We start from the raw sequence: 22,946 nt of genomic DNA, 5'->3' as shown, positions 1-22,946 counted from the left end.
GGGCGGGAGAGGCGTGGCGAGCGATCTGGCGGCGTTCCGCCGTATGGAACGTCAGTTACGGGGCGAGGCTGCCCAGGCCGACTACCTGATCGACCTCTCGAACGTGGTCCGCGACAGGGAGCTCGGCGGCGGAACTCCGAGCTCGCTCGAACGACTGCGGCTGGTCCTGGCGGCGCTGCGGGAGTGGACCGGGGACGGGGAAGTAACCGTCCACGCGATCGCCGACGACAACCTGCTGGGCCCTCGGTCCGATGCGGACTTCCCCGCCCCCGCCGAGGTCGCGCTCCTGCGCGCGTGGCGGGACCGCGGCCTGATCGCCGTGATCGCCAAGGCGGACCCGGACCTGCTCGACCATGCGAAGGTCCTCGGCACCAGGGTCATCAGCCACGACTACTTCCGCGGGCACCGGGGAGGGCACCCGTGGATCCAGGGCGACCGCGAGCACTTCCTCGAGCCGCGGCGCCGTGCCGACGGCTCGGTCCGGCTGGTCCTCCGGGACATGCGGGTGTTCGCGGACCGGGTGATCTCCCAGGAGGGTGAGCGCGACGACCTCAAGGCGCGCAACCTGCTGGACTTTCGGGGCCGCCCGCGCTCGGAAGTGCTCGAACGCTCCTGGCGCTGCCCGCGAACGCCCTGCAACCCCAGCCCGGCGTTCCGAGCAGGCAAGGTGGTCTGCCGGTCCCACGGGACGCTGCTGACCGACCTCGGACCCCGCCGCCCCCGGCTGCAGCTCAAGATCGTGGTCGACGGCGTCTGTCAGGCCTGGGAGAACCTCACCGAGGACGACAGCCGGGAGTTCGTCCTCGGGCGCGGTCACCTCGCCTCGATCGAGGAGCGCCATCTCCCGGACGACCGCCGGGGCAGGATCAGTCGGCACCATCTGGTGCTCGTCTCGCGTCGGGGCGCCCTCAAAGTCCTCGACGCCAGCACCGCGCGCAGCCGGATCCGCACCCTGCGGCCTGGGCGTGAACCCACGCCGTGGCAGCCCCTTCCGCATCTCGACGAGAGCTCCGAAGGCGTGCCGAGGGAGCGACTGTTCCGGGGATTCGGTCCCGACGACGAGATCGAGCTCGTCCGCGGGGTCGTCCTCCGGCGCAGTGGCCAGCGGTGGCCCGGGGAACGCGGAGACGGCGTACGGGCGAGGCCGCCCGGGCGCGCGCGAGGTAATGACGAGCTGACCAGCACGGACTGAGCGCGGCCCGCGAGCCGTCCGGCGGCGCGCCCAGCACGACGGTACGAGTGTTCGAACTGCCCTGCGGGGCCGGCGGGTCGATCCCGGTACGCGCCCCGCGGGGTGCCGTGACGGCCGGTGGACCGGTGGGGGAGTGAAGTTGGAGTCACTGCGTGAGGACGATCCCGAGACGATCGGTCCGTACCGGCTGTTCGCCCTGCTGGGCCGGGGCGGCTGGGGGAACGTGTACTTCGCCCGCAGCGAGTTCGGCCGCGGGGTGGCGCTCAAGACGATCAGGCCCGAGCACCTGGCGGGTGACCCGGAGCGCTTCCGCCGCCGGTTCGCCCGCGAGGCCGAGGCGGCCCGTGCGGTCGACAGCGCCTACACCGCCCAGGTGGTGGACGCCGACATGCATGCCGCCGAACCCTGGATCGCAGCCCGCTACATCCGCGGGGTCGACCTGGCGGACGCGCTCGACCACTGCGGGGCCCCGCTGCCCCAGCGGACGTGGCGGGTCCTGGCGACCGGTCTGGCCGACGCCCTGCGGAGCATCCACGCCGCGGAACTGGTGCACCGTGACCTCAAGCTCGCGAACATCCTGCTGGCCGGAGACGGACCGTACGTCATCGACTTCGGGATCGCCCGGAACCTCTCCCCGGCCGACGGCGTCACCCTGACCGGCTCCGGGGCCGCCCCGCGCACGGCCACCTGCTCCTCGCCCGAACAGCTCCGGGACGAGCGGGTCGGGCCGGCGAGCGACGTCTTCGCCCTCGGCATGGTGCTGGCCTACGCGGCGCTGAACCGGCACCCGTTCGGGCCCGGCTCCGCGGCCCAGATCCAGGCGAACATCCTGCATGGGCACCGCCGGCTGGACGGGCTGCCGTCCGGCGCGGAGAAGATCGTCCTCTCCTGCCTGGAACCGAGGCCGCAGAACCGGCCGACGCCGGCGGAGCTCGCCCGCCTGCTGCCGTCGAGCGCGTCACCGAAGGAGCACGAGTGGCTGCCGCCCGGGCTGCGCAGTGCGCTCGCCGGGCTGTCGGACCTCGCGGTGGACCTTGCGGAACCGATGCGCTACCGGCGCCCCGAGCATGAACCACCGGCCCTCCCCGGCCCCGGACGCCCTCCTGCCGCCCCGTCCACTTCGTCAGCCGTCCGACCGGCCCGTGAGCGCGATCTCCCGCCTGCGCCGCCCAAGGTGTCGTTGCACGAGGCGACCACCCAGCCCCCGACCGCCCGGAAGGCCGCCGCCGGCAACGCGTACGCCGGGGAGCCCGGCGCCCGGTACCGGGCCGCCGCCGAGGCCGGGAACTCAGAGGCCATGCGCCAGGTGGCCTCGGCCTGCCGTTCTGTCCGCGACTGGCGGCAGGCGCTGTCCTGGCTCCGTCGAGCGGCCGAGGCCGGAAACCCGACCGGTGCCAGGGAGGCGGCGCAGCTGATCGAGCAGCACTTCCCCGGACAGCGGGACCAGGCCGTGGCCCTTTACCGCAGGGCGGCCGAGGGCGGGGACCTCCACTCGGCGATGCGGCTGGGAGGCCTGCTGGAGCAGGAGTCCGGCGGGCTGGCGGAGGCCCTCGCGTGGTACGAGAGGGCTGCGGGGCGCAACCACGAGAAGGCCCCCGAGGCGGTGGCGCGCGTCCGCGCCGCGCTGGCCCGCGCCGAGGCCTCCAACGCGAACGATGCGAAGGTCGCGGAGGACGCGGAGGCACAGCTGATGCGCGAGCATGAGGCGACCGCCCGCGATGGCCAGGTGAAGTCGATGCTGGCGCTGGCAAGTTGGCACCTGGGGGCGAAGCGTGAACAGAAGGCCCTTACCTGGTACCGGAACGCCGCCAAGGCCGGCCATGTCCACGCCATGGTCATATCCGCCCAGCTGCTGGCCAGGGATCCGAAGAAGCAGGCCGAGTCCCTCGACTGGTACCGCCGGGCCGCAGCCGCCGGCAACACCGACGCCATGCACTGCGTGGGGCGTTCGCTGAAGCAGCAGGGCAACCTTCCGGACGCGCTGGCCCACTTCCGCGTGGCCGCCGCCAAGGGCCACCAAGCCGCCATGATCGACGCGGCGGAGATCCTGGAGCGGACGGTACGGGCACCGGAAGCGCTGAAGTGGTACCAGCGCGCAGCCGAGAAGGGACACCCCAAGGCGGCCCTCGAAGCGGAACGCCTCCGCGCGGTGCTGGCCGGCACCAGTCCGGCCGGTTCCACCCCGCCGAAGTCGGTGCCGGCCAAGCCCACGCCGAAGAAGGCCGCAGTCGAGCCCGCCCCGAAGAAGGCAGCAGCCGGGTCCGCCCCGAAGAAGGCCGCACCCGGGGCCGCCCCGAAGAAGGCAGCAGCCGGGTCCGCCCCGAAGAAGGCCGCACCCGGGGCCGCCTCGAAGACGGCCGCAGGACCGACCCCGCGGAAGCCCGTCGCGCCGAACGAGGGGGCGAAGCAGGATCCTGCCTCGCTGCGGGCCGCAGCGGTGCAGCACGAGCGGAGCGACCGGCCGTGGGAGGCCCTGCAGTGCCTTCTTCGGGCCGAACAACTCGGTGACCGTACCGCCAAGAGGGACATCGCCCGGCTGCACCTCGTGTTGCGCGACGTGACCAACCGCTCCGTCGACCGCAAACAGCACCTCAGGCAGGCGCTGCAGCACTACCGCGACCTTGCCGAGGGCGGCGACGTCGGGGCCATGCTCGCCCTGGTGGGGCTGGACACCGCCAATTCGTCCGCATGGCGGCAGCGGGCTGCGGAGGCAGGCAACACCCGGGCCATGCGGCAGATCGCCCGGGCCCAACTGAAGGCGGGCAGCGGCGAGCAGGTCCAGGCGGCGCTGTCCTGGCTGCTGGAGGCCGGCAAGGCCGGCGACAACGCGGCCATCCTGGAGGGCGCCCGGGCCCACGAGCAGCGCGGCGCGTACGGGAATGCCATCGACTGGTACCGCTGGGCCGAGGAGAACGGGGTGGCGGGCGCGGCCAAGGAGGTGGCCCGCGTGACGGCCGAACACCCGGGGTCCGTCCTCTGGCACCGGTGGTCGGAACGCCTGCGCCGGTTGAAGGGATGACCGTGGCTTCGTAGTCGCAGAGCAGGGGCCGTTCCGGGGAGATCCGAAACGGCCCCTTGGTCATGTCCGGGAGCGGTGCACGCGGGGGGAGGGGTCAGACGATGCCCTCGGCGATCTCGGCCTGTTCGCGGGCGTTGCCGTACGCCGACGGGGTTCCGTACGAGCGGCGGGCGGCGTACCACCAGGCGCTCGCCAGGACCAGGACCACCGCCAGGGCGATCACCGCGTAGTTCATCGAGTCGATGGTGACCGGCGACTTCTGGGGCAGGCAGAACAGGACGGTGACCACGGCCACCCAGACGACGGCGGTCCAGCCGATCGGCTTGCTCCAGCGGCCCAGGTTCCACGGACCGGGCTGGAAGCGGTTGCCGGCGCGCAGGCGCAGGTAGATCGGGATGGCGTAGGCCGGGGTGATGCCGATGACGTTGATGGCGGTCACGGCCCCGTAGGCGGTGGCGGAGTAGAGGGAGGGGAGCGCAAGGACGCCCGCGACGACGACCGAGAGCCAGACGGCCGGGACCGGGGTCTGGGTACGGCTGCTGACCTTGCGCCACAGGGCCGAGCCGGGGAGGGCGTTGTCGCGGCTGAAGGCGAAGACCATCCGGCTCGCGGCGGCGACCTCGGCGTTGCCGCAGAAGAGCTGCGCGACGATCACGACGAGGAGCAGGGCGGTGGCGCCGCCGGAGCCCAGGGCGTCGAGGAAGATCTGGGCGGGCGGTACGCCGGTGGCGCTGCCCTGTACGGCCGCGTAGTCCTGGATGGCGAAGGTCAGGCCCGCGAGCAGCGCGAACCCGGCGATCCAGGAGACCCAGATGGCCCGGACGATGCCCTTGGCGGCGGAGACGGAGGCGTTGGAGGTCTCCTCCGAGAGGTGCGCGGAGGCGTCGTAGCCGGAGAACGTGTACTGGGCGAGGAGCAGGCCGACCGCGGCCACGTAGAACGGGTTGGCCCAGCCGGTGTCGTTGACGAACTCGGTGAAGACGAACGAGGGCGACTGGTGCTGGTCGGGGACGAAGGCCAGGGCGCCGACGATCACGGCCACGCCGGCCAGGTGCCACCAGACGCTGATGGAATTGAGCACGCTGACGAGGCGGACGCCGAAGAGGTTGAGCACGGCGTGCAGCAGCAGGATGCAGAGGAAGATCAGGAAGGTCGAGCCCGCGGTGGGCACGAAACCGAACTGGAGGTTGAGGAAGGCGCCGGTGAACAGGGCGGCGCCGTAGTCGATCCCGGCGATGGCGCCGAGCAGGCCGAGCAGGTTGAGCCAGCCCGTGTACCAGCCCCAGCGGCGCCCGCCGAGCCGGTCGGCCATGTAGTAGAGCGCGCCGGAGGTGGGGTAGGCGCTGGTCACCTCGGCCAGGGCGAGGCCCACGCAGAGGACGAAGAGGCCGACGCCGACCCAGCCCCACATCATCACGGCCGGACCGCCGGTGCCCAGGCCGAAGCCGTACAGGGTCATGCAGCCGGACAGGACGGATATGACCGAGAAGCTGATGGCGAAGTTGCCGAAGCCGCCCATCCGGCGGGCGAGGACGGGCTGGTAGCCGAGTTCCCTCAGTCGTTCCTCCTCGTCCTGCCGGGGTGGGGCCTTGCGGTCCTGGCGGACGGTCGGCGCGGTTCGGGACATGGGGAGGTACCTCCGGGGGTTCGTGGAGCGCGGGGACGGAGCGGGGGTGGGGCGGTGGGGCCGCGGGGGAGCGGAGATCAGTCCCGGCCGGCGAGGCTGCGGGACCGGGCCTGCAGGAAGACCTCCGCGGCCAGTTCCTGGTCGGCCGGGTCGCGGGTCCGGTAGGCCCAGGGCAGGGTGGTCCAGTACCGGTCGATCGTGTCGAAGACCTGGGCCGCCTCGCCGAAGCGGTTGGCTCCCCACAGGGCGTGGGCGAGATGGTTCAGGTCGAGCGGGGAGGCACGGCGCAGGTCGGCGTACCGGAACCAGGTGTCCAGGGCGTGGCCGGCGTCACGGACGGCGTCCTCGGCGACCCAGTGCAGGTCGAGCGCCCTCTCCTGGCCGCGCTCGCGGCGGTAGCGTTCGATGCTCAGGTAGAGCGGCAGGAGGTGGACGGCGGACCCGGGCGCAGCCGAACCGGCCGCCCAGTGAACGAAGTTGGCCGCTTCGGTGAGCGGTCCGGGGGTGCCCGCGCACACGAACTGGAGCATCCGGTGGTACGCCTCGCGGTTGTGCGGGTCGCGCTTGTCGGCCTGGGCGAGGATGCCCCAGGGGCCGGGGGGCAGCATCACGGCGGGCGCCCGGAGCCGGTGCTCGTCCATCGAGCGGTGTTCGTCGAGGGAGGCGAGGGCGAGCAGGCAGACCCAGGGCACGGGGTCGGCGGGGCTGGCCTCGGCGGTGTCGCGGCAGGCCTCCCAGGCCTCCCGCCACAGCTCGCGCGTGCGCGGGTGCCGTGCGCGGTGGGCACGGACGGCCCGTTCGACGACGACACGGGTGTGCATGACGGACGCGGCGACGCTGCGCGGTTCCTCCGCGCGCCAGGCCTGGACCACGTCCGAGCCAGCGGCGACCGCGGCGAGCACCTGGGTGCGCTGGGTCCACAGACCCCACCCGTCCGTCCGGTCCAGTAACTGCGCCATCGACACCCAGCGGCCGGTGCGCAGGTCCTGCACGGCGACGCGCAGCTCGTTGTCGTGACCGGCGGGATGGTAGACGGGCCGGAAGTCGCCGCCCGCCATCACCTCGCCCCGGTCGACGGGTGGCCGGGACGGGCGCGTCTTGCGGTGGTCGTGGTCATCGGTCCTCGCATCGCATGGCCTTCGCGCCTGGTGATCGGCGATCACTATAGATCGAGTGTGAGCGTTCGGGTCAGGGAACATTTCAAATGCAACTATCAAGCCACATGTAAGATATGAATTCACGTCAGCTCTGTCGGTGTGCGATCGCCGGCCGCGCGGGCGGATCTTGACGGGCGACGTCCGCTGGTGAAGGCTTCCGAGCGACGATCACACGCATGCCGATACCAGGGACGGAGTGGTGATGACGGGCCCGGTGCTCGCTGTGGACCAGGGCACTTCGGGAACCAAGGCCCTCGTCATCTGTCCCGTACGCGGGGTCATCGGCTCCGCCTCCGCCCCCGTGCGGCCCCGGTACCTGCCGGGCGGCCGTGTGGAGGTCGACCCCCGTGAGCTGCTGGACTCGGTCGTCGACGCGGGGCGCGCCGCACTGGCCGCGGCCGGCGAGCCGGTGGTGGCGGTGGGCCTGGCCAACCAGGGCGAGACCGTCCTCGCCTGGGACCCGGCGAGCGGTGAGCCGCTGACCGACGCGATCGTCTGGCAGGACCGCCGCGCCGAGCAGCTCTGTACGGAACTGGCCCCGCACGCCGCGTCGTTGCAGGAGCTGACGGGTCTGCCGCTCGACCCGTACTTCGCCGCGCCGAAGATGGCCTGGATACGCCGTAACCTGACCCGCCAGGGAGTCGTGACGACCAGCGACGTGTGGCTGGTGCACCGGCTCACCGGCGCCTTCGTCACCGATGCGGCGACCGCGGGCCGCACCCAGCTCCTCGACCTCGACACCGTCGACTGGTCCCCGGCGGCGCTCGACGCCTTCGGCCTCACCGGCGAGCGGCTGCCGGAAGTCGTCGACGCGGACACCCACGTCGCCGCCACCACCGCCTTCGGGCCCCCGCTGCCGCTGACGGGACTCCTCGTCGACCAGCAGGCCGCCCTGCTCGCACTGCGCGTCACCGAGCCGGGCACCGCCAAGTGCACCTACGGCACGGGGGCGTTCCTCCTCGCGCAGACCGGCCCGCTGCCCCGGCGCAGCACCTCCGGACTGGTCGGCTGTGTCGCCTGGCGGCTCGGCGGGGAGACCAGCTACTGCCTGGACGGGCAGGTCTACACGGCAGCCTCCGCCGTGCGATGGCTCACCGACCTCGGCGTGATCTCCGGCGCCGAGGACATCGACACCGTGGGAGGCAGCGCCCCGGACGCCGGCGGCGTCACCTTCGTCCCCGCGCTCGCCGGGCTCGCCGCCCCGTGGTGGCGAGGCGATCTGCGGGGTTCGGTCACCGGCCTCGGCCTCGACACGACCGCCGGGCACCTCGTGCACGCGCTGTGCGACGGCATAGCCGCGCAGGTGGCGGAGCTCGCGGACGCGGTCGCCGCCGACCTGGGCGCGCCGCTGGCCACCCTGCGCGTCGACGGCGGACTCACCCGGTCCGCGCTGCTCATGCAGGCCCAGGCCGATCTGCTCCAGATCCCCGTGGAGGTCTCGGCGCTGCCGGACGCCACCGCACTCGGCGTCGGGGCGGTCGCCCGGCTCGGGCTCGACCCCTCGCTCACGGCCCACGAGGCCGTCCCGCAGTGGAAGCCGTCCGCCGTCTACGAGCCGAGGGCCGGCTCCGCGCACGCGGCGGAGCGGCGCGCACGGTTCCGGACGGCGGTCTCGGCCCTGCTCGACGGCCCGGCATGACGCTCACCACCGGCGGCCCGGCATGACCGTCACCACCAGCGGCCCCCTGCCCGGCGGCGACGAGCACGGCGGGCACGGCGAGCGGGACGCGTGCGGCGAGCGGGACGCGCACGGCGAGCGGGACGCGCACGGCGCGTACGACGTGACGGTCATCGGCGCCGGCGTCGTGGGCTCGGCCATCGCCCGCGAACTGGCCCGGCTCCCCCTGCGCATCGCCCTCGTCGACGCGTCCGACGACGTCGGCAACGGCACCTCCAAGGCCAACACCGCCATCCTGCACACCGGTTTCGACGCCGTGCCCGGCTCCCTGGAGTCCCGGCTCGTCCGGGAGGGACAGCGGCTTCTCGCCTCGTACGCCGCCGACACCGGCATCCCGGTGGAACCGCTCGGGGCGCTGCTCGTCGCCTGGAACGAGGAGCAGCTCGCGGCACTGCCCGGGCTCGCCGGGAAGGCCGTACGCAACGGCTACCGCGCGGCCCGGATCCTGCCGGCCGAGGAAGTACGGGCCCGCGAGCCGGAGCTCGGGCCCGGCGTCCTGGGGGCGCTCCACGTGCCGGACGAGTCGATCATCTGTCCCTGGACGACCACCCTCGCCTACGCGACCCAGGCCGTGCGCGCCGGCGTCGACCTGCACCTCAACTGCCCGGTCCGCTCGGTCACTTCGGGTGATCCGCACACGCTGGCCACCGGCCGGGGCCCGCTGCGCACCCGGCACCTGGTCAACGCGGCGGGCCTGTACGCCGACGAGATCGACCGGCTGCTCGGCCACGCGGACTTCACCGTGACGCCCCGGCGCGGCCAGCTGATCGTCTTCGACGAACTCGCCCGCGGCCTCGTACGCCACATCCTCCTGCCCGTGCCGGACGCGCGCGGCAAGGGGGTGCTGGTGACGCCGACCGTGTACGGGAACGTGATGCTAGGCCCGACCGCCGAGGACCTGGACGACAAGACGGCCACCGGGTCCACCGCCGAAGGGCTCGCCCTGCTGCGGGAGAAGGGCCGGCGGATCCTGCCGGCGCTCCTGGAGGAGGAGGTCACCGCCGTGTACGCCGGGCTGCGGGCGGCCACCGGGCAGGAGGACTACGCGATCCGGGCACATCCCGCCCAGCGGTACGTGAGCGTGGGCGGGATCCGCTCCACGGGGCTGACCGCCTCCCTGGCGATCGCCGCCCACGTGGTGGAGCTGCTCGCGGACGGCGGTCTGCCGGTGTCCGGCGCAAGGGAGCTGGAACCGGTGCGGATGCCGAACCTCGGCGAGGCGTTCCCCCGGCCGTACCGCGACGCGGCGATGATCGCGGCGGACCCGGAGTACGGCCGGATCGTCTGCCACTGCGAGCGCGTGACCCGCGGGGAGATACGCGACGCGCTCGCCGGGACCGTCCCGCCCGGTTCGACCGACGGCCTGCGGCGGCGTACGCGCGCCCGGGCCGGCCGCTGCCAGGGCTTCCACTGCGGGGCCGCCGTCCGCGCGCTGTTCGAGGAGGCCCGCCGGTGAACCGTACGGTCGACGTGCCGGCCGACGTGCCGGCCGACGTGCCGGCCGACGTCCTGATCGTCGGCGCCGGACCCGCCGGACTGGCCCTCGCCGCCCGGCTGGCGGCAGCCGGCGCCGGGCGGGTCGAGGTACTGGAACGTGAGGAGGAGGCGGGTGGAATGCCGCGGCACCTCCACCACGGCGGTTTCGGCCGGCCGCCGCGCCCCTGGCTGCGCGGTCCCGCGTACGCACGGCGGTCGGTGCAGGCGGCGCTCGCCGCCGGGGCCACGGTCCGCACCGGCGTCACCGCCACCGGCTGGGCCGGCCCGCTGATCCTGGAGACCACCAGCCCGGCGGGCCCGGAGCGGATCACGGCCCGGGCCGTGGTCCTCGCCACGGGCGCCCGGGAGCGCCCCCGCAGTGCCCGGCTGGTGCCGGGCTCCCGCCCGCAGGGCGTGCTGACCACCGGAGAGCTGTTCCAGTCGGTCCACCGGTACGGCCTGCCCGTCGGGCGGCGGGCCGTGGTCGTGGGCGACGAGGCGGTGGCCCGGCACGCGGTGGGCACTTTGCGGCGGGCGGGTACGGAGGTGGTGGCGATGGTCACGGAGCGCCCGCGCGCCGCGGCCGTGCCGGGGGTCCCGCTCCTCACGGCGACCACGGTCGGCGAACTGCGCGGCCGGAGCCGGCTGACCGGCGTGGCCGTCCGCCACCGGGACGGCCGGTCGGGGGTACTGGCCTGCGACACGGTGGTCTTCACCGGCGACTGGATCCCCGACCACGAACTGGCCCGCCGCGGCGGCGTCCCCCTGGACCCCGGCACCCGGGGTCCGGGCGTGGACGCGTCCTTCCGTACGTCGACGCCGGGCGTCTTCGCGGTCGGCAACGCCCTCCACGGCATCGAACGCGCGGCCACCGCCGCCGGGGAGGGCGCCGCCGCGACGGCCCCGGTCCTGGCGCACCTGGCCGGCGCCCCCTGGCCGGAGCCCGGTCCGCCGCTGGAGGTCCGGGCCCCGCTCCTGTGGGTGACGCCGAACCGGGTCACGGGCACCGCCGGGCGGCCGCTGCTCCTGCGGTCCGGGGAGCCGCTGACCGGCCCGGTGGTGACGGTCCACCAGGACGGCCGCCCGCTGTGGCGGCGGCGGTTCGCGGGCCCGGTCTCCCCGTCCCGGTCACTGCGGCTGCCCCCGGGGTGGACGGCCCGCGTCGACCGGACCGGCGGCCCGGTCGTGCTGGCCGTCGGCTGACGCGGGCCCGTTGCCGCCGGCGCCTCAGGAGGACTGGTTCGTGAGGATGCCCGGGTCCGACAGGCCGGCCGCGCCCGTTTCGACCTTGCCCGCGAAGCGGCGGCCGAAGTCCGGGGTCTCCGAAGCGGTGACCGTCACGTCGTACCAGCGCCGCGTGTTCTTCAGCGAGACCGTGTACGCGACGGTCGCGCCCTTGGCGACGGTGAGGCGCTTCGGTCCGCCGGCGTAGGCGTTGGTGACCGTCAGGGTGGCGGTCGACGCCCCGGCATTGGTGAGGGTGAGGTCCAGGTTGCCGGTGGCGGCGTTGTGGCGGGCCGTGACCTCGGGACCGGGGGTGGTGCCGGGGTTGCGGAAGCCGCGCAGGAAGCCGTTGGGGCCGTGCACGGTCAGGTCGGTGACCCCGGCCGAGTAGCGGGTGTTCCAGGTGTCCGCGATCGACTTGCCGGCCTCGGTGGTGTAGGTCCAGGGGGCGTCGGTGCGGTTGCCGGAGGTGACGTAGAACTGCGCGCCCAGGTCCGGGCCGCCGCTGAACGTCAGCCGGAACCTGCCCTCTGCCACGAGCGCCGCGCCGTCCACGTACGGGGCGTACTTCAGCGGACGGGTCTGACGCAGGCCCTTCTCCTGGCGCGGCATGACGCCCTCGGCCGGCGGGGTGGCCCGGAAGTCGGGGTGACGCTCGCGGTCCTGCGGGAACCAGGCGCCGGTGTCGGGCAGCGGGGCCGTGCCGGTGTCCTTGCGGGCGAAGTCGAAGGCGGAGGTGAGGTCGCCGCAGACGGCGCGGCGCCAGGGCGAGATGTTGGGCTCGGTCACCCCGAACCGCTGCTCCATGAAGCGGATGACGGAGGTGTGGTCGAAGGTCTCGGAGCAGGAGTAGCCGCCGGTGCTCCACGGAGAGACCACGAGCATCGGCACGCGCGGGCCCAGGCCGTACGGTCCGGCGACGTAACCGGGCTTGCCGGGGAAGACGTCCAGGGCGGTGGGGGTGGTCGACAGGCCCTGCGCGGCACTGGCGGGGGCGTACGGCGGGACGACGTGGTCGAAGAAGCCGTCGTTCTCGTCGTAAGTGATGAACAGGGCGGTACGGGCCCACACGTCGGGATTGGAGGTGAGGGCGTCCAGCACCTGCGAGATGTACCAGGCGCCGTAGTTGGAGGGCCAGTTGGAGTGCTCGCTGAAGGCCTCGGGGGCGGCGATCCAGGAGATCTGGGGCAGGGTGCCGGCGGCGACGTCGGCGCGTAGCCGGTCGAAGTAGCCCTCGCCGGCCTTGGCGTCCGTGCCCGTCCGGGCCTTCTCGAACAGGGGGCCGCCGGGCTGGGCGCCCCGGTAGGTGTTGAAGTAGAGGAGGGAGTTGTCGCCGTAGTTGCCGCGGTAGGCGTCGTTGATCCAGCCCCAGGAGCCGGCGGCGTTCAGGCCGTCGCCTATGTCCTGGTAGACCTTCCAGGAGATCCCGGCCGTCTCCAGCCGCTCCGGGTAGGTGGTCCAGTCGTAGCCCGCCTCGGCGTTGTTGAGGACCGGGCCGCCGCCCTTGCCGTCGTTGCCGGTGTGGCCGGACCAGAGGTAGTAGCGGTTGGGGTCCGTGGAGCCGATGAACGAGCAGTGGTACGCGTCGCAGATGGTGAAGGCGTCGGCCAGGGCGTAGTGGAAGGGGATGTCCTCGCGCGTCAGGTGGGCCATGGTCGTGGCCGTCTTGACAGGCACCCAGTTGTCGTACTTGCCCTTGTTGAAGGCGCTCTGTCCGCCAGCCCAGTCGTGGTTGAGGCCCTGGAGGAACTCCATGCCGAGGTCGTCGGACGGCGGGCGGAAGGGCAGCGTCACCCTCGTGCCGTCGGACTGGTGGAAGACGGACTTGCCGCTGGGCAGGGTCACCGGGCGCGGGTCGCCGAAGCCGCGGACTCCGCGCAGCGCGCCGAAGTAGTGGTCGAAGGAACGATTCTCCTGCATGAGCACCACGATGTGCTCGACGTCGGCGATGGTGCCGGTGGTCCCCTGGGCGGGGATGGCGGCGGCCCGGGCGATGCTGTCGTTCAGCATCGTCAGCGCGGTGGCGCCGCCGGCGAGCTGCAGGAAGCGGCGGCGGTTGAGTTCTGCCATGGCGGGAACGACCTCTGCGGTTGGGGGTGGTTGAGCGCCCTCAGCAGAGCGCGCCCGGCGTACCGGAAGGGGAGCCTGGCGTGACGGTGGCGCATACGCCAGGCGAACGGCAGCCGGATTCCGGCGGAGTTCGGCCAGAACCCACCGGCGGGGATGGGCGGGCCGACGGTCCGTTCCGGGCGGCGGGGGCGGGCGCCGACGGTCCGTACCTGCCGGGCGGTGGGGGCGGGCGCCGACGGTCCGTACCTGCCGGGCGGTGGGGGCGGGCGCCGACGGTTCGTATCGGGCGGTGGGGGCGGGCGCCGACGGTCCGTACCTGCCGGCCGCCGCCCCGGCCGCCCTGCGGGCCCCCGCTCCCCGGCGCGAGGCGGGGTGTCGCCCGGCGCGCCCGCTCCCCTACAGTGCGTGATGACCGCACCCGGTGCCGCCGAACAGGAGCACGCCCGTGGCCACCCACGCCCGCCCCGGCCCCCTGCCGAGTCCGTCCTCCGCCGGCCGCCGGGTCCCCGAGCTGGATCCCGGCACCGTCGGGCAGTGGCGGGACGGGGGAGGGGAGCTCGTCGAACTCTTCGCCCAGGCGCAGCAGCGGCTCGGCGGTGTCGCCGCGTTCCGGCTGGGGCCGCGCCCGACCGTGCTGGTCACCGGCGCCCAGGCCGTGCAGCACGTGCTCGCGCTCCATCCGGACCGGTACGTCAAGCGCTCGCACCGGGCCCGGCTGCTGGTGGGCGACGGCGTCCTGTCCGCGACGGGCGAGGCGTGGCAGCGGCAACGGCGGCTGCTGCAGTCGCAGTTCACCGGTCCGGGAATGCGCCGCTACGAGCGGCGGATCACCGAGGCCGCCCGGACCACCGCGGCGCGCTGGACCGCGTACGCCCGCTGCGGCCAGGTCCTCGACGTCGGCGAGGAGATGCGCCGCTTCGCCCTGGACACCATCTGGCGTTCCCTGACCGGGCACCCCCTCGACACCGCCACGGAGCGTGAACTGGCCGCCGTACCCGCCGTGGTGGCCGCAATGCCCCAGCTGCCCGCCGACGGCGCCGCCGCCCGGGAGGCCGTCTCCGCCGAACTGGGCAGGATCGACGCCGTGGCGAGCCGTGCCATCGCCGCCGCCCGCGAGGGCGAGGCCGGACCCGACGGTCCGGGACTGCTGCACGTCCTGCTGGACGCGGCCGGGACGCGCCCCGAGTACACCGACCGGCTGATCCGCGACGAGCTGGTCACCCTGCTGCTCGCCGGCCACGAGACCACCGCCACCACCCTGACCTGGCTCTACCTCCTGCTGGACCGCAACCCGCAGGCGCGGGAGCAGGCCCTTGCCGCCGGCGCCGAAGGGTCACCCCAGCGACGGCAGGCCATCCAGGCCCTCGTCAGCGAAACGCTGCGCCTCTACCCCTCCGCGTGGGTACTGCCGCGCTGCGCCGCGCAGGACGACCTCCTCGCCGGGTACGAGGTCGAGGCCGGCACCGACGTCATCGTCTGCCCCTACCTCACGCACCGGGACCCCGGACTGTGGGAAGACCCCGCCCGGTTCGACCCGGGGCGCTTCACCACCCCCGGCCGGCGCCCCGCCCACCCCGGGAGCTACCTCCCCTTCGGCATCGGGCCCCGGGCCTGCCTGGGCCTGCAGTTCGCCCTCCGCGAGTCGACCGCCCTCCTGGAGCGCCTGCTGCCCGCGCACGTCCCGCGCTTCCGGTCCCTCCCCGCCAAGGCCGCGTACAGCATCACCGTCCGCCCCGACGGCCCGACCCCCGCGGTGCTGGCGGGCGGTTAGGCGAAAAACGCTTCGCCGGGTCCCTGACCAAGCGGGTCCTGAGCTTCGCCTCACGCTTCGAGGAGTTCGTCGACACGCTGACGTTCTCGCTGGTGGGCAGGTTCGTACCGCTGATCTTCGGATCGGTGGTGCTGTGGCACTACGAACCGCTGCTCGTGGTCGCCCTGTTGGCGCCGATCGTCCTGACGGCATTGTGCGTGGCCCCCCTGATCCGACGCCGCCAGGCGCTGGTCGTCCAGCGGGAGGCGGCGATCGCCCGGGTCTCGGGCCACGTCGCCGACAGCCTGATGAACATCGACACGGTCCGGGCGTTCGCCGCCGAGGACCGCGAGGCCGCCGAACACCGCTCGCGGGTCGCGGAGTCGCGGCGGCTCACGCTGCGTTCCTGGGACTACGGCAACCTGCGCATCGACACCATCGTCGCGCCGATGTCCGTCCTGACCAACGCGCTGGGCCTGCTGCTGGCCATCGCGCTCGCCGGCAGCGGACGCGGCGTGGAGGCGGTCGTGGTCGCCTTCGCCTACTACTGCAGCGCCACCCGCATCATGTTCGAGTTCAATAGGCTCCGGGATTCCTTGCGAGTTCACATGCATGTGCATTCCTCTCTCTCCGCGATGGCAAGCTCCTGTCTGTGACCCCTGGTCCGTGAAATCCGCCATGGCCCCCCCTGGACGTCGGGGCGGTCAGAGCCCTCCTGCGGCGGCATCGGCGGCGACGGCGCGATCAGGTGGCTGGGAACGGTCAGGCGCGTCCTACCCGTGGTCGACGCGTTGGATCGTCGCCACGCTGGCTCCTGGCTGGGTGTCGGCCTCCAATGTCAGGTGCCAGCCGCTATCGGTTCGTCGGTGCTCGGGCACGTACAGAGCAGGCAGGGGGCGTTGGACCTGCCCGATGGGCACACTCTGACCGAAGATCTCGGTTTCGAAGTTCGGATGGTTCTGCCGCAGTCGGAGCGGAGTTCCGGACGCAATCAACTCGCGTACCTGCGGGGTGTCGTCCCATACCAAGGTGCGCCCGTCACCACTTCCTCAACCAAGCCTCCCATGAGGAGTGTGTGCGTCTTTTCGATGGCGCGAAGGTCTTCTCCGGCCGGGTCCCTGGGCACGATGAGGGTCGTCACGGCCAGTTGCTCTCTGGACACCAGCTGTTCGAGGGCGCGGAGCACCCAAGCGACCCCGCCGTTGTCGAGCGTGCTTTGGAAAGGAGCGGAGTCGTTGAGCGGGTGACCCGCCAGAGTCATCTGCATGCATGCTCCGGGGACGGCATGCGCAGCGAAGCGAACCACATCCAGCCACTGGGCCGGCTGGAGGGCATCGGGAACGCTGACGTCGATCTTGATGGAGGACTCCCGCGTCGTGCGGTCCACGCGGAGTTTGCAGGTAATGGACCCTGTCGCATCAGCGCCGGTGAGAACCCCACCCCTCGTGCCCGAACGAAGCGACGTCATGTGCAGACCGAGTACGGCGAGGCGTTTGCCGCTGGGGTCGGTAAGGATCAGCTGCGCAGGCAGATCGCGGGGCTCCGGGTTGGCCTGGATGCGGACGCGCTCGGAGCCTTGGGGTGGGGCGAGAGAAGCCGGTCCAGAGAATCGGACGAACTGGGCCGGGATGTCGATCGGGTCGCCGTACCGCTGGCACCGCTCGAAGTCCGCGGCGGCACGCACGCCTTCCGAAGAGTCCGGGTCCGTGATGCCCGGTGCGATGTGGAGCGGTTGGTCACGGTCGGCCCCTCTGTACGCCGGCAGCACCTCGACGCCGGTATGGGGGCCTGGGCCGACCGTGATGCGAAAGGCGTAGTGCGGGTCCAGCTCTGCCAGGCGATCGCACAACTGGCGAAGCCTTGCCGCTGCCTCTGCTGCCGTGTTGACGGGGGAGATGCGTGTACGTGCAAGTTCCCGAAGCAAGTGGCCGAGTTCGGCATGGTGGTCGGCGAAGTAGAACCTGCGTACTGCCGGATGCTCGACGAGCCGAGCCTTCTCGAACGCGACGGTGTCCTCGATGCCCGCGGCCCGGCACCGTTCCCGGTCATCGGTCCGTGACGTGGCCAGATACAGCTTGCGGTCGATCAAAGTGCGGCCATGAGTACCGGCATAGGCGAGGAAGACACCGACCTGGCAGTTCTCAGTCCGGCCCGCCGTTCCGGAGTACTGGCGCTGGACGCCGGCGGACCGGACACCCTTCTTCAGGAAGCCGGTGTCGTCCACGATCAGGACCGCTTCGGGATCGCCGAGATGCCCGATCCAGTCGCATCGCTCAACAGCCGGTGCATCCGGTCGGGAGCCGTGTGACCGGCCTCCTCGACAAGACTCCACCCCCCTCTGCGCAGTCCAGCACGATCCGGGACCGCTGGGAGGACAACGGCGGAATCTTCGGACCAGGACGACTCATACCCAACTCACGACACACCTCAGACCCAGGTCACTAGCGCAGGGCAGGCACGGACGCTGCCGGTGTTCTGGCAGCTGCCGCTCCGCTGCCGGATGTGGTGGCCGAACTGGCGGTGGCGCGAGGGGTTGCGAGACGTTAAAGGGGAGCGCCACCGACCGGTACTTGCCGCTCAGCCGACTCGTGCAACCCTGCCGTTGTACGCTTCCCAGCTGCCGACACCAGAGCCTGCATCACTGCATGGTCGGCACTCATCTCGGGGTGCCACTGCACGCCCAGGGCGAAGTGGTGCCGGATGCTTTCGATGGCCTCCACTGTGCCGTCTTCGGCGTAGGCCGCGACCGCCAGGCCTGCGCCGAGGAGGTCGGCTGCCTGGTGATGGTGGGTGGCCACCTGCCTGGTTCCGGGCAGCAATGCGGCCAGACGGGTGCCCGGCACAGTGGTGATGGCATGTGGCGCGAAGAACCCGAGACGGACGTTGTGGGCGTCGTGCCCGACCTTCTCGGGCAGGTGCTGGATCAACGTGCCGCCCGCGTGAACGTTCATCAGCTGCATGCCCCGGCAAATTCCGAGGACGGGAATGTCGCGGTCCAGACTGTTCTTGAGGACTGCGCACTCCCACCGGTCGCGGGCGGGGACCGGAGTGCCCGCAAGCGGGTGGGGCTCGGCCCCGTAAAGGGCGGGATCCAGGTCCTCACCTCCGGCGAGGATGACGCCGTCCAAACGCGCGACGACGTCGGCCGCCGCGCCCGGTGCATCGGGCGGCAGCAGGACGGCCCGGCCTCCTGCAGCCTGAACGCATGTGGCGTACGCCGCAGGGAGCAGTGCGGCGGGCAGCTCCCACTCTCCCCATCGCGCGTCGGCGAGGTAAGTGGTGATTCCGATAACTGGCTTGCGCACGCAGCGCCCCTTTCACATGCATCAGTCAGATCACTGGCCGTCCGCCTGAACTCCGGCGCCGGCGAAAGCTGCGGTCCGCGCTGCGCGGTGGGGCGGCAGGCTCCGTTGCACGGCACGGCACACTGTGGGTGCACGGGCGCACCTCGCGGCGTGGGAAAGGGGACGGCCACGGCAGGGAGCGAGATGGATCACGCTTTGCCCGGTGGCAGAATCCTGCTGGCGTTCCTCCTTAAGCACAAGAAATGACATCTTCCCGATAGGTAAGCCAGGCTTAACCCATGCAGATGCCAGACCCCCGCTTGCTCGCCACCTTGGAGTCCGTGGTGCGCCACGGCTCATTCGCCGCCGCCGCCGGCGAACTCGGTTACAGCGCCCCCGCCGTCTCGCAGCAGATCGCCGAACTCGAACGCCGCGCAGGACTGCGAGTCTTGGAGCGCCGTCCCGTGCGTCCCACGCCTGCAGGCCAGGTCCTCCTCGATGCCGAACAAGGGGTACGCTCCGCGCTGGCCGCAGCTGCCCTGGAACTCGACGCCCTGCGCGCCGGCACCTCCGGCCGGATCCGGCTTGGCGCTTTCGCCTCGGCCGCCACGAGTATCGTCCCGAAGGCTCTCGCGCAGTTGCAAACGTCGTACCCCGACGTCCGGGTCAGCCTCTCTCAGCTGGAGCCCGAGGCCGGATACGGCCGGATCAAACGGGGAGACGCCGACCTTGCCCTGACTTATGACTACGACTTTATTCCCCAGCCGCCGCCGCGCACGCTGCGCCGGACCCTGGTTGCACGGGACCCCGTCGTGGCGGTGCTTCCCGTCGGCCACGAGCTGGCCAGCCATAAGGTCATCGACTTGGCGAGCCTGGCCGGCGAGACGTGGGTCGCCGCGCCCGAGGCCGCGCTGCGGCTGGAGCTGCTTGCTCAGATGGCCAAGACATCAGGCTTCGAGGCCCGACTGGAGTACGAGGGCGACGACTTCAACACCATCCTGGGCTTCGTTGCCGCGGGCCTGTGTGTCGCGGTACTGCCCCGCCTCGCCCTGCCCCGCGGTGTGGCCAATGTTGTCGCGAGACCGCTGGCCAACCCGGAGCTGACACGGTTCATCTACACCGTACGCCTCGACACCCGCCACGCCCCCGAAGCACTGCTGGCGCTCGAACGCATGCTGACAGCACAGGTCCGGGCAGTAATTGCCTGAGCCCCCGCCAGCCGTTCTGCGGTGCACTCAGACATTCGATCATTTGTGGATGCATACATCGTGGCGCCCGTCGCCCAGGTCGAGTGCTGCCAAACAATCGCCCTCGGGAGGCTCCTGGGGTGCTGACCGCTGTCGTGTGGTGACGCGACACGGAAACCTCTTTCCGCATGGGTGCTGCCGTGATTCGACGTTGCGACATCGTGGCGCTGACTGATCACCGGTCTCGTGGCCGCGAACATGGCAGCCCGGCGTGGGCATAAACGTCGCCCCCTGACATGGACGCGTCCGCGGTGGAGGAACACCGCCGATCACGCCGGTGGGCGGTCGAGCCGGACTGGTCGACGTGACCGATCAGGACTGGCCATGGGCATGAAGACTCGATCTCCGCCGGCCACGACCGAGTCGAGCCATGCGCCCGCCACGATGAGTACTCCCGCCGTGCCCGGCCGTCCCTGCCGGCTCGCAACCCGAGGCCCCAGCACGCGCAGGAAATGGGTGGCGGCTGTGAGCGGGCGCATCATGAGGGTGAGGCGTCGGATGCGGCCCTCGTCGTCGAGCTCGAGATACTGGGTCTCCTCCAACCGCAGGCGACCGACATGACCCGCGGCGCGCAGAACCGCGTGCTGCCCGTCCTGGAACTGCGCCTCGTAGCGGATGCCGGTGAACACTTCGAATACGCTCGTCAGGAGTTCCTCGAGCTCACGGCGCCCCCGAAACGTGAACCGGTCGGTCAGTGGCGAAACGAGCTCAACGTCCTGGGACATAGCGGCCACTGCGGCTCTCGGATCCCCCGCCTCGCCGGCCATTCGCCAAGCGGCGACGTGATCAGTCATGCCATCCCCGCAAGGCGCTCGGCAATGACGAGAGTGCCGGGCGCTGCGCGCCCGCCCGGGCCCGGCTGGACCGAGACCCCATCCGGATGAACCGCTCCACTGCAGGTACGACGCGTGATCGACACCTTTAGGACCTCTCCGCAGTGGTGCCGAAACACCATCGGTGGCCCATCCGGCGCGTGCCAGCGGTCGCCCCGCTGGGTGAGTGCCAAAAGCACCGTCACGAGCTCCCGTCTTGATGCGGTGAGCAGGTAACGGAACCGCTGGGGACGCGCGGAGCGCTCGACTCGTTCCAGCACATCGCCGTTCACGAATCGGTCGGGCCGATCCTTCAGCAGTGCGCGGGACACGCCAAGGTTGCGGACAAGCTCCTCAAAAGTGTCAATGCCGAGAGAGATGTCGCGCAAGACAAGCGGCGACGACCAGTCACCCATGACATCCAGGGAGCGCGACAGAGAACAGTGGAACGCTGCGATTGAGGCACGAGGCATGGTCGCAATCTAGTGCATTCATATTCTGAACGCACTCGCGAACCCGTTCGGCTGCTGCTGCGATGGGGCAGCTCTTGGAATTGCCGTCACCCCCACGGGCGCGAGAGCCAGCACTTTGCGTGCGACCGGTGGTTTGCCCTGAGCTGCATCGGGCGGCAGCCAATCGTCCTGCCAGCGCCCACGATCAGTCCGGAAATATTGTGCCGCCCGACTCGTGTGGTGATCAAGTGGGAGTTTCCGAATAATACCGTTGGAGAAAAATGACTGTTTATGGTCGTGTTATGTTTGCCGTCGCACTGCTGGGGACGGGGCCGAAGTGGGTTTGCGAGGCGGTATCCGCACGGGAAACAGTAAGCGGGACGACTGCCGACCATGCCCGAGTAGGCCGCTGAAGCAATGCCCATCGACCTGCCCCGATTCCGGGCAGGTAATAATGACGAAATGAAATGACTGGAATGACTCGCCATCAGTACCGCTGCTCAGTCCGTTGGTCGGACATGGACGTCTACGGGCACGTCAACAACGCCGTCTTCCTCACCTATCTCGAGGAAGCGCGCAGCGACCTACTCGGTGGCCAGGCCGCAATAGCCGGTGTGGACACCTTCACAGCGGGCTGCGTGAGCGCGAAGCACGAGATCGAGTACAAGGCGCCCTTGGAGTGGCGCGAAGCGCCAGTCACCGTCGAGGTCTGGGTTACCGGCTTCAAAACGGTGTCCTTCAGCCTCGCCTACGAGGTGAAGGACGAAGGGACTCTGTACGCGAGGGCAGCCTCCACGATGGTTCCCTACGACCTGGAGGGCAAGCGCCCGCGGCGCCTCACCGGGGCTGAACGCGCCTACCTCACAGGATTTCTGACGCAGCAATGACCGCTTGACCGAGCCGGCCGGATTCCCACTCACATAGGCGACGACCGCCGACCATACTCGAGTGGGCCAGCTGAACAAGCGCCATCGCGATCCCGTGATGCCGGGCAGGGAATAACGACGTAATGAAATGACTCGAATGACACCCTGCTGCTCGGCCTGGGGTGCGACCTCGCCGTCTAAATCCGTCTCCGCCCCGCGGCTCGTCAATCCTGCTGCAGGAAGATTAGGTCACAACCTCCGATTAGGCAGGAACTCTGACCCGCCTCCCTCGCACAAGAAAGAAACAAGTGAAGAATCGCTTTGCCCTCTTCTGTGTTGTGTGTCTGTTGAGCCTGAGTGCGTGTTCCACGAATGGTCAGGTAATGCAACCCACCGAGACGTCGTCGAGCACAACTCAGGCGGCACAATACCCGAACACGGATGCAGGTTTCCGGAAGCTGATCATAGCTGCACGTTTTGACAAGGATGTGGTGGCTTCACTGGAGCCGAACGCCGCCGACTATGCAGCGGTCTTCGAGCCGGAGTTCGCGGCCAAAGCCGAGAAAATGTACGACGAGTGGATCTGGTCCAAGCCCACCGCCACGCTTGACGTTGACCCTGAAAAGACCGAAATCAAGGTGGCGAAGGCTACCACAGACGCCATCAGGGATTGGCCGAATGAGGTTAGCGAAGAATTCCCCGGTGGATACGAGAGGGTGGCCCCTTACCTCAAACCGGGAACGACGATCTATCAGTGGGAGTATCTGGAGCCGGGCGAAGTGCTCGGTATGGCGTACGACGGCATGGCACACGTCAATGGGCGCTGGGTGTGGTTCCCGAAGCCGTGGCGCGCCCTCGACTAGCCCGAGCCGAGCCCGTGTCCACGTGGTGAGGCGTCATTGGCCTCGAGTCTGGGGCGGGGACGCCTACGCGCTGGTCAGTGGTTGCGCCTGGCGGGCGCCCGGTGCCGCCGGCGTCTGCGATCAGTCCGCCCGGGGAGGCTCAGGGCGCCCGGACCGTCGGCGGCGACGAGGGAATCACGGCAGGCAGCGTTCGGAGGGCAGAACTTGGCGATGAGGGGAGGCAGCCCGC

15 protein-coding genes and 2 pseudogenes are annotated in these 22,946 nt (G+C 71.1%); 10 read left to right on the top strand and 7 right to left on the bottom strand.

The window, feature by feature from the left end:
- Positions 1-43: 43 nt before the first annotated feature.
- Positions 44-1,192 (top strand): FHA domain-containing protein, encoded by a 1,149-nt coding sequence (locus tag RIU97_RS06580; protein ID WP_404954082.1) that lies wholly within the window; start codon positions 44-46, stop codon positions 1,190-1,192.
- Positions 1,193-1,331: 139 nt separating this feature from the next.
- Complete coding sequence (locus tag RIU97_RS06575; RefSeq protein ID WP_404954081.1) at positions 1,332-4,211, top strand: protein kinase domain-containing protein; 2,880 nt, start codon at positions 1,332-1,334, stop codon at positions 4,209-4,211.
- Between the two features lie 94 nt (positions 4,212-4,305).
- On the opposite strand, the gene RIU97_RS06570 is transcribed toward RIU97_RS06575, so the two are convergent.
- Positions 4,306-5,838 (bottom strand): amino acid permease, encoded by a 1,533-nt coding sequence (locus tag RIU97_RS06570; protein ID WP_404954079.1) that lies wholly within the window; start codon positions 5,836-5,838, stop codon positions 4,306-4,308.
- A 77-nt stretch (positions 5,839-5,915) separates the two neighbouring features.
- Complete coding sequence (locus RIU97_RS06565; protein ID WP_404954077.1) at positions 5,916-6,896, bottom strand: hypothetical protein; 981 nt, start codon at positions 6,894-6,896, stop codon at positions 5,916-5,918.
- A 301-nt stretch (positions 6,897-7,197) separates the two neighbouring features.
- Here RIU97_RS06565 and RIU97_RS06560 point away from each other — a divergent pair, with 301 nt between their 5' ends.
- The 3 genes from RIU97_RS06560 to RIU97_RS06550 are packed head-to-tail and all read left to right on the top strand — an operon-like array spanning position 7,198 to position 11,352.
- On the top strand, positions 7,198-8,634 hold the full coding sequence (locus RIU97_RS06560; protein WP_404954075.1) for an FGGY family carbohydrate kinase: 1,437 nt from the start codon (positions 7,198-7,200) through the stop codon (positions 8,632-8,634).
- Between the two features lie 22 nt (positions 8,635-8,656).
- Positions 8,657-10,129 carry an FAD-dependent oxidoreductase gene (locus RIU97_RS06555; protein WP_404954073.1) on the top strand — a complete coding sequence of 491 codons (1,473 nt, stop codon included), beginning with the start codon at positions 8,657-8,659 and terminating at the stop codon, positions 10,127-10,129.
- Complete coding sequence (locus tag RIU97_RS06550; RefSeq protein WP_404954071.1) at positions 10,126-11,352, top strand: NAD(P)/FAD-dependent oxidoreductase; 1,227 nt, start codon at positions 10,126-10,128, stop codon at positions 11,350-11,352. Before RIU97_RS06555 ends, RIU97_RS06550 begins: the two co-directional genes overlap by 4 nt.
- Before the next feature lie 24 nt (positions 11,353-11,376).
- Here RIU97_RS06550 and RIU97_RS06545 read toward each other — a convergent pair whose 3' ends face one another.
- Positions 11,377-13,443 (bottom strand): phosphocholine-specific phospholipase C, encoded by a 2,067-nt coding sequence (locus tag RIU97_RS06545; protein ID WP_404954069.1) that lies wholly within the window; start codon positions 13,441-13,443, stop codon positions 11,377-11,379.
- A gap of 445 nt (positions 13,444-13,888) precedes the next feature.
- On the opposite strand from RIU97_RS06545, the gene RIU97_RS06540 reads away from it, so the two are divergent.
- Together RIU97_RS06540 and RIU97_RS06535 are read left to right on the top strand one after the other, a co-directional pair.
- Positions 13,889-15,214, top strand: a complete 1,326-nt coding sequence (locus RIU97_RS06540) for a cytochrome P450 (RefSeq protein WP_404954067.1) — start codon at positions 13,889-13,891, stop codon at positions 15,212-15,214.
- 11 nt (positions 15,215-15,225) lie between these two features.
- Positions 15,226-15,804, top strand: a pseudogene (locus tag RIU97_RS06535) (ABC transporter transmembrane domain-containing protein); the annotation flags it as partial.
- A 1,388-nt stretch (positions 15,805-17,192) separates the two neighbouring features.
- Here the strand turns inward: RIU97_RS06535 and RIU97_RS06530 are convergent.
- Both RIU97_RS06530 and RIU97_RS06525 read right to left on the bottom strand, forming a co-directional pair.
- Positions 17,193-17,536 (bottom strand): annotated as a pseudogene (locus RIU97_RS06530) (transposase); the annotation flags it as partial.
- Between the two features lie 200 nt (positions 17,537-17,736).
- Positions 17,737-18,498, bottom strand: a complete 762-nt coding sequence (locus RIU97_RS06525; protein WP_404954065.1) for a gamma-glutamyl-gamma-aminobutyrate hydrolase family protein — start codon at positions 18,496-18,498, stop codon at positions 17,737-17,739.
- A 278-nt stretch (positions 18,499-18,776) separates the two neighbouring features.
- Here RIU97_RS06525 and RIU97_RS06520 point away from each other — a divergent pair, with 278 nt between their 5' ends.
- Complete coding sequence (locus RIU97_RS06520; protein ID WP_404954063.1) at positions 18,777-19,685, top strand: LysR family transcriptional regulator; 909 nt, start codon at positions 18,777-18,779, stop codon at positions 19,683-19,685.
- Between the two features lie 308 nt (positions 19,686-19,993).
- Here RIU97_RS06520 and RIU97_RS06515 read toward each other — a convergent pair whose 3' ends face one another.
- Both RIU97_RS06515 and RIU97_RS06510 read right to left on the bottom strand, forming a co-directional pair.
- Positions 19,994-20,449, bottom strand: a complete 456-nt coding sequence (locus RIU97_RS06515; RefSeq protein ID WP_404954061.1) for a hypothetical protein — start codon at positions 20,447-20,449, stop codon at positions 19,994-19,996.
- Positions 20,450-20,514: 65 nt separating this feature from the next.
- Entirely contained in the window at positions 20,515-20,952 is a 438-nt protein-coding gene (locus tag RIU97_RS06510; RefSeq protein WP_404954059.1) for a winged helix-turn-helix transcriptional regulator, read from the bottom strand.
- Positions 20,953-21,455: 503 nt separating this feature from the next.
- Between RIU97_RS06510 and RIU97_RS06505 the strand changes: the two genes are divergently transcribed.
- Together RIU97_RS06505 and RIU97_RS06500 are read left to right on the top strand one after the other, a co-directional pair.
- On the top strand, positions 21,456-21,875 hold the full coding sequence (locus tag RIU97_RS06505; RefSeq protein WP_404954057.1) for an acyl-CoA thioesterase: 420 nt from the start codon (positions 21,456-21,458) through the stop codon (positions 21,873-21,875).
- Positions 21,876-22,237: 362 nt separating this feature from the next.
- The gene (locus RIU97_RS06500; RefSeq protein WP_404954055.1) at positions 22,238-22,717 is read left to right on the top strand and encodes a hypothetical protein; all 480 of its coding nucleotides are present in this window, start codon (positions 22,238-22,240) and stop codon (positions 22,715-22,717) included.
- The last annotated feature ends 229 nt before the right edge of the window (positions 22,718-22,946 follow it).

This window comes from Streptomyces sp. 147326 (assembly GCF_045000215.1).
Classification (GTDB): Bacteria; Actinomycetota; Actinomycetes; order Streptomycetales; family Streptomycetaceae; genus Streptomyces.
Note: the sequence above shows the minus strand (reverse complement) of the source record. Positions and strands in the feature narration are given on the sequence as shown.

What these genes read in the sequence shown, in the direction of transcription:
- RIU97_RS06580 (WP_404954082.1), top strand. Translation starts at nt 44, where the DNA reads ATGGAACGTCAGTTACGGGGCGAGGCTGCCCAGGCCGACTACCTGATC.
- RIU97_RS06570 (WP_404954079.1), bottom strand. Translation starts at nt 5,838, where the DNA reads ATGTCCCGAACCGCGCCGACCGTCCGCCAGGACCGCAAGGCCCCACCC.
- RIU97_RS06565 (WP_404954077.1), bottom strand. Translation starts at nt 6,896, where the DNA reads ATGGCGGGCGGCGACTTCCGGCCCGTCTACCATCCCGCCGGTCACGAC.
- RIU97_RS06560 (WP_404954075.1), top strand. Translation starts at nt 7,198, where the DNA reads ATGACGGGCCCGGTGCTCGCTGTGGACCAGGGCACTTCGGGAACCAAG.
- RIU97_RS06555 (WP_404954073.1), top strand. Translation starts at nt 8,657, where the DNA reads ATGACCGTCACCACCAGCGGCCCCCTGCCCGGCGGCGACGAGCACGGC.
- RIU97_RS06545 (WP_404954069.1), bottom strand. Translation starts at nt 13,443, where the DNA reads ATGGCAGAACTCAACCGCCGCCGCTTCCTGCAGCTCGCCGGCGGCGCC.
- RIU97_RS06520 (WP_404954063.1), top strand. Translation starts at nt 18,777, where the DNA reads ATGCAGATGCCAGACCCCCGCTTGCTCGCCACCTTGGAGTCCGTGGTG.
- RIU97_RS06515 (WP_404954061.1), bottom strand. Translation starts at nt 20,449, where the DNA reads ATGTCCCAGGACGTTGAGCTCGTTTCGCCACTGACCGACCGGTTCACG.
- RIU97_RS06510 (WP_404954059.1), bottom strand. Translation starts at nt 20,952, where the DNA reads ATGGGTGACTGGTCGTCGCCGCTTGTCTTGCGCGACATCTCTCTCGGC.
- RIU97_RS06505 (WP_404954057.1), top strand. Translation starts at nt 21,456, where the DNA reads ATGACTGGAATGACTCGCCATCAGTACCGCTGCTCAGTCCGTTGGTCG.
- RIU97_RS06500 (WP_404954055.1), top strand. Translation starts at nt 22,238, where the DNA reads ATGCAACCCACCGAGACGTCGTCGAGCACAACTCAGGCGGCACAATAC.